This window comes from Nitrospirota bacterium (genome assembly GCA_040757335.1).
In the GTDB taxonomy this organism is placed as follows: Bacteria; Nitrospirota; Nitrospiria; order 2-01-FULL-66-17; family 2-01-FULL-66-17; genus JBFLXB01.
On the sequence record JBFLXB010000056.1, the window covers coordinates 1 to 5,321 of the forward strand.

Annotated in this window: 8 protein-coding genes; 1 reads left to right on the forward strand and 7 read right to left on the reverse strand. The window is 58.6% G+C overall.

The window, feature by feature from the left end:
• Positions 1-93 precede the first annotated feature (93 nt).
• From AB1451_16750 to AB1451_16780, 7 genes are all read right to left on the reverse strand, one after another.
• The gene (locus tag AB1451_16750) at positions 94-432 is read right to left on the reverse strand and encodes a hypothetical protein (protein ID MEW6684543.1); all 339 of its coding nucleotides are present in this window, start codon (positions 430-432) and stop codon (positions 94-96) included.
• A 6-nt stretch (positions 433-438) separates the two neighbouring features.
• Entirely contained in the window at positions 439-978 is a 540-nt protein-coding gene (locus AB1451_16755; protein MEW6684544.1) for a DUF4136 domain-containing protein, read from the reverse strand.
• Between the two features lie 53 nt (positions 979-1,031).
• The gene (locus AB1451_16760; GenBank protein ID MEW6684545.1) at positions 1,032-1,634 is read right to left on the reverse strand and encodes a hypothetical protein; all 603 of its coding nucleotides are present in this window, start codon (positions 1,632-1,634) and stop codon (positions 1,032-1,034) included.
• Between the two features lie 435 nt (positions 1,635-2,069).
• On the reverse strand, positions 2,070-2,561 hold the full coding sequence (locus AB1451_16765) for a DUF1801 domain-containing protein (GenBank protein ID MEW6684546.1): 492 nt from the start codon (positions 2,559-2,561) through the stop codon (positions 2,070-2,072).
• Positions 2,561-2,959, reverse strand: a complete 399-nt coding sequence (locus tag AB1451_16770; protein ID MEW6684547.1) for a transposase — start codon at positions 2,957-2,959, stop codon at positions 2,561-2,563. The genes AB1451_16765 and AB1451_16770 overlap by 1 nt, the downstream gene beginning before the upstream one ends.
• Before the next feature lie 166 nt (positions 2,960-3,125).
• A complete protein-coding gene (locus tag AB1451_16775) occupies positions 3,126-3,431 on the reverse strand; it encodes a type II toxin-antitoxin system RelE/ParE family toxin (GenBank protein MEW6684548.1) in 306 nt (101 codons plus the stop codon).
• A gap of 801 nt (positions 3,432-4,232) precedes the next feature.
• Positions 4,233-4,616 carry a hypothetical protein gene (locus AB1451_16780; protein ID MEW6684549.1) on the reverse strand — a complete coding sequence of 128 codons (384 nt, stop codon included), beginning with the start codon at positions 4,614-4,616 and terminating at the stop codon, positions 4,233-4,235.
• Between the two features lie 172 nt (positions 4,617-4,788).
• Here AB1451_16780 and AB1451_16785 point away from each other — a divergent pair.
• Positions 4,789-5,321: transposase (locus AB1451_16785; GenBank protein ID MEW6684550.1), on the forward strand; the 533-nt coding region annotated here is incomplete at its 3' end.

Below are 5,321 nucleotides of genomic sequence, written 5' to 3' on the forward strand. Positions count from 1 at the left end.
CAAGATCCAAACCATCAAGAAACGGGCGTATGGCTTTCGCAACCCCGAGCACTTCAAGACCGCCATCTACTTCCACTGCGGAGGCCTCGACCTCTACCCCGTGACCCACGGAATTCCCGGATGAACCAAAATGTATTGCGCCGACGGCGACACCTTGGTGATGCCCGGATCGCCGCCGGTCCACCACTCCACGTCCAGACCGATGCTGAGTCCGTCAGCCAGGAAATAGCCGGCGCCCACGCCGAGCACGAAGTAGGTGTCGTTGAACGCGTACCCGTTGCCGGCTACGACCGATAGACGCGAACGCCCCTGGCTGAAGCTGCCGGCCACTTCGGCAGCGTAAGCCCGAGCAATCGGGGCCGTGCTGCAGACCAAGGCGAGCAGAACGGCTATCCACCATGTGCTCGAGCGTGCGGGAGCCGATCTCGCCATCCAGCGCTACTTCTTGGGAGGGAATTTCGCCAACAACTCAGCCACCGCGCGCTTGATTCGGTCTTGCTGCGCTTCCGGCGATGACGAGGGGTGGAGGGCGGCTGACGCCGAACCCTTCCAGATCACGGATTGAGATTGCGCGTCCCGGAAATCCAGGACGAGCGTGCCCTCCTCCTTGATGCGGGGTTCGCTCTTGCCCCCTCCGACCGAGATGGTTCCTCGTCCGACCGGGATCCCGACCGACGCACCAACGCCCACCGAGCCAGCCGTCGTAGTCTCCGTTGTCACGAGCATCGCAATCACAAAGTCGGGGGCGTCCTGGGAGAGCGCATAGCCCTTGGCCTGAAGCTCGCTGTTCACGGCGCTGCGCAGGCGCTTCTCGGTGAGATCGTCGATGCTGCGGTCGGCCGGAGGCGGAGCCCAGTCATACGTCTTCAGTCGGGAGAAATCGAACGCGGGATCGTAGTCCGACTCCACGACCAGGCCGGCGCAACTGATCAACACCAGGCACAAGGCAACGATCAACGGGCTGTGTCGACCTCTCATGCCCAGAGTCCTTTCTCTCCTCGATCCCGCCGCTAGTCGGTTGGAGTCGCGCGTCAGGGCACCACGCCGCCCTTTTGCATTTCCTTCATCATGAGATCCGCATATTCCTGGATCAGTTTCCGCTCCGAGGCTTTGATCCAGGTTTCGGTCGCTGCGGTCCAGATGAGTTTCTCGCTATCGACGTCGTACACGTTCGCCTCCGCGATCGCGAATTGATCTTCCACGACATAGCCGGGCGTATACATCATGTTGTAGCCCGCGCCGTAGTAACCGGGCCACGTTGCTCCGGCCGGGTACGCGGCGCCGGCCACATAGGTCTGCTGGCTCCGTTGATCGACGAGCCGCACCAGGAAGAGGGTGTCGAACCCGTTTTCCTTGAGGGATGCCGCCAGCGCATCCTTGTTGGCAGGTTCGTCCTTGGACAAGATCGTATGACCCGCCGAGGCGTCCAGGCCCTTTTGCTTCAGACGCAGAGTGAACTCGTCCTCCAACACCATTCGATTCGTCGTGCTCTTTAGGATGGCGACCGTAAGGACCTTATGCGGCTTCTTCGCATAGGTCTCGTCCTTCCACACCGACGTGACCTTTGTCGCAGCGCAGCCGATCAACGTCACCGTGAACAACGGAACCAACGCGTAGGCGATTACTCTATTCATAGTGTTCTCCCGGAATCGACGCAGGTGCAGCGTAGACACACGCGTGTTGCGATGTCAAGGGATGGGTCTCCGCCAGGGTCAATCTCCGAATGATTGGTAGCCGCAGTGCCCATGAGGGAGTGCCTCCGAAGAGCTTATCAAGGTGCAGATCTATCGTGGCCGGATGGTTCTGCTGTTCCCGAAAGTAGAGTCCAGCGGTATGAACCAACGCGACCTTTCGGCCGCGCGATGGTGTTTTCGCGCGCCGTCGACCACGCGTAAAGCCGGTTGTTGCGGTGAGGCGGATGTATCGGAGACCCGCCAGAAAACGCGGCGGAACTGTGCAAAGAAGCACATGAACATCGTTCGGTACCCTCGGGTGGGGCACATACGAGTCATTCTGTACCACGACTTCTGGAAACACCGATCGGTTGCCTCCGTTGCCTAACGCCGAGTTCACCGGCGCGCCGCTTTTGCGCGTCCAGTGGAACGACGTGTTATGTGTTTGCTTTCGATATTACGACTGCTTTGTTTCTTGTTGAGATGGTATGTGAGTGCCATTGCAATGCAATGGCTCAATTCTTCCACAGGCACCTCTTCTTTTTCAGTGAAGATGATGCTTCTGTTTCCCTCGAACTCGAATTGACCTCGATACATTTCTCTGAAGGTATCAACCAGTGTCGTTTGGCAATGAAAATACACTGCGTATTTTCCTTCTTGAGACTTGATCTGGTCGATCCTGACAAGGCTCCCGCTTTTAGTCTGCGTCGTGAGATAGCTCGGTTGCCCCCATTTCAGGGTTTCCTCTAGTTCACCAACCCCGTCTGTTCGTGACGCTACATCGAATATCAGTTGGCGGAGAAACATCGGCTTCGGTCTAACCTTCTCTGGGTAGGCACCGAAGATCGCAGCCACTTCCGGGTTCTCAATGGTTTTCCTTTTGGCCACTATCGCCTCCGTGCTTCACACGAACACATAACGAGTCTGTAGAAAAACCCCATCGCGATGGCGCCACCGATGAAGTCGGCGATTGTGGTCCAGTGCGGGGAGGTATCGGCCGACAAGGCCATGAACACCACGTTCTCCCGGCAGGCCTGCTCGATACGGCGGCTGGTGAAGATCCCACGGGAGTAGGCGAACAGGATGATCTTCAACAGAATCCGCGGATCGTAGGCGGGCGCGCCGGTCTCGTCGTTCTGGTACGGCTCATCGAACGCGGCCAGATCCACCTCGTGGTCGATCAGATGGTTGAGGGTGTACTCAAAAGTTCCTGGGAGGATCTGGCGATCAAAGGCGACCGGGAGCAACTTGCTCTGCTCGTAGGCGTAGTCCTTGTATCTCGGCATCCGCACCTCCGTGGCCGCCTGAGGGGTCTTCGTGCTGCCGGTACGACGCAGACGCCGCGATTATAGTCCTTTTCGGACTTTTTCTACAGATCCAACGCTCAGCGCTGAGCCGCCGCGCTCCCCAGCGGTCAGCTCCAGCGCTTGGTTTGGCCCTCAGTGTCACCGATCAATTCGAAGGGCGTTCGCCCAATAGAGTGAATAGGCGCGAGGCATGAAAAACGGTCAGCACCTGAATCGTGCCATCCGTGACGCGGTAGACGATTCGGTAGTTCCCATAGATGATTTCCCGGAGGGTCTTTTGGCCCAGTTCGGGGACGACGCGACCGGACAAGGGAAACGCCGAGAGGCGGCCGACCGCTTCAACGATTTGTTCCGCCACAACCGCTGCGTAGTGTGCCGAGTCCCGCGCGATATATGCGCGAACCGCCTCAACGTCGCCGATCGCCTGGGGGGTCCAGACGATTGGCGTCAACGGGTCAGCCGTTCCTTGGCTTGTGCGTGAGGTACCGTCTCACCGGCATCGGCCTGAGCGAGTCCCCGTTCAACTTTCGCGAGAAAATAGAGACGCTCCATGGCGTCTTCGACGGTCGCGTCAGACGGCAACTGTTGAACGGCTTCTAGGACCTTCTGTTTCGCGGTAGTAGGGGCCATCGCGGTTGCTCTCTCCATCATGGTAGGAGTGCTTATGCGACTACCGGACATTTTACATGTCTCTTGCGAATCCGCGCAAGAGCCTGCCGCCGAACGACCGACGCTGAGGGGCGCGCGCTGTTCGCGCGTCCGCTCCAGCGTTTTGTTCGGCGCGCTGCCTACTCCGGCAGATGCGGCATTGTGAGTCGTAAGATCACCGGGCAAACGAGCACCACCACAATAGACATCATCGAACTGGCATACGCGTTGGTAAACAATCGGTGGACTACAAACGCCCTCAGGTAGACAACTCCAACCGCAAATGCACTGACGATGAACAGTTCAACGAGATTGCTTAAACTCTGTGGGCCAATTCCCAACTCTACGAGGAGAAACCACATGAGTAGCGGATATACGGGTAGGCCATAGTCCCAAGGGAAAAGCTGATGCTTTTTTTTTGACCAATGCCATGCCGGTACCGACAAGAGGCTTGATACCGCAACCAGGATCAATACCAGAGACACCATACTGTTAGCCCCGACCAAACGAAGCCGCCGAACGCCACAAATCAGCCGCGCAGCAGCGTCGGCTGCATTTGTTTGTTAGGTGCTTCCACTTAGTTAGTGGCTGTGCCAGCTTTAAGTTAGACCGTCTCCGCAGGCCCCGTCCTCTTGGGCCAAAAGTCGTTGAGCCGAGTTAACACATCATCCGACAGCGTTCGGGCATGACGGGACCCGTTTATAAGGAGCAATTGCAACCTATCATCATCAAGCACATAGCTACGTAATAAGCCACTCGCAGCAACAACGACGACAAGCTCAATGAGCACAGGAAAACCAAGTACAGCAAACAGGCCCATGCTCGTTGCTGCCAACACACCTCCGCGAACAGCCCCGGTCGGGTTGATCTCATGTTCTCGTATTACGTATGCGTATGCGGCGCTACCAATGGCAGCAAAACCCAGAAGAGGATTCGCTGATAATATCGAGATGATTCCCATCGAGCTGAGTATCTCAGCGAGTCGCACCTGGTCCTTCTCCTTGAGTGCAAAGACTACACTTACTGCACCAAGACCAGAAGCGAATAGCTCAAAGGCATCATAGCTAACCCGAATAATTCACGAAACCTGAAACAGAAACGCCTCCGGCGTGGTATAAACGCTGTTGCGCGCAGTGTTTTCCCACGACGGAGGCGTTCGGATGCGTGAGGACTCTACCATACAGTCTGTCCTGTTTCCCAGTCTGGAGGATCGGCCCGTGCTCGCCCGGTTCGACGAGCCCCACAGCAGCTCGGACGGCGGCGCGGTGCTGGTCAAGGCGATTGACCAGCGGCTGCGCCTGACCGCGCGGCTGGCGGCGTGCCTGCCCGATGCCCGCGAACCGGGCAAGGTCGTGCATCCCCTGGTGGACTTGGTGCGGCAGCGCGTCTTTGGCCTGATCTGCGGCTATGCCGACGCCAACGACGCGGCCCGCCTGGCCGAGGATCCGGTGCACAAACTCCTGCTCGATCGCGACCCGGTCACCGGGGACGCGTTGGCCTCGCAGCCCACGCTGTCGCGCTTTGAGAACGCGGTCGGGCCGAAAGATCTGCTGCGGCTGGGGACGGTCCTCGCCGATGCGGTCATCGCGCACCACGCGGCGCGGCGCAAGGGCCGCGCCCGGCAGATCACGATTGACCTCGATCCCACCGACGATCCCACGCACGGCGCCCAGCAACTCGCGCTGTTCAACGG

Coding starts and splice junctions, on each gene's coding strand:
- AB1451_16750 (MEW6684543.1), bottom strand. CDS start 432: ATGGCGAGATCGGCTCCCGCACGCTCGAGCACATGGTGGATAGCCGTT.
- AB1451_16755 (MEW6684544.1), bottom strand. CDS start 978: ATGAGAGGTCGACACAGCCCGTTGATCGTTGCCTTGTGCCTGGTGTTG.
- AB1451_16760 (MEW6684545.1), bottom strand. CDS start 1,634: ATGAATAGAGTAATCGCCTACGCGTTGGTTCCGTTGTTCACGGTGACG.
- AB1451_16770 (MEW6684547.1), bottom strand. CDS start 2,959: ATGCCGAGATACAAGGACTACGCCTACGAGCAGAGCAAGTTGCTCCCG.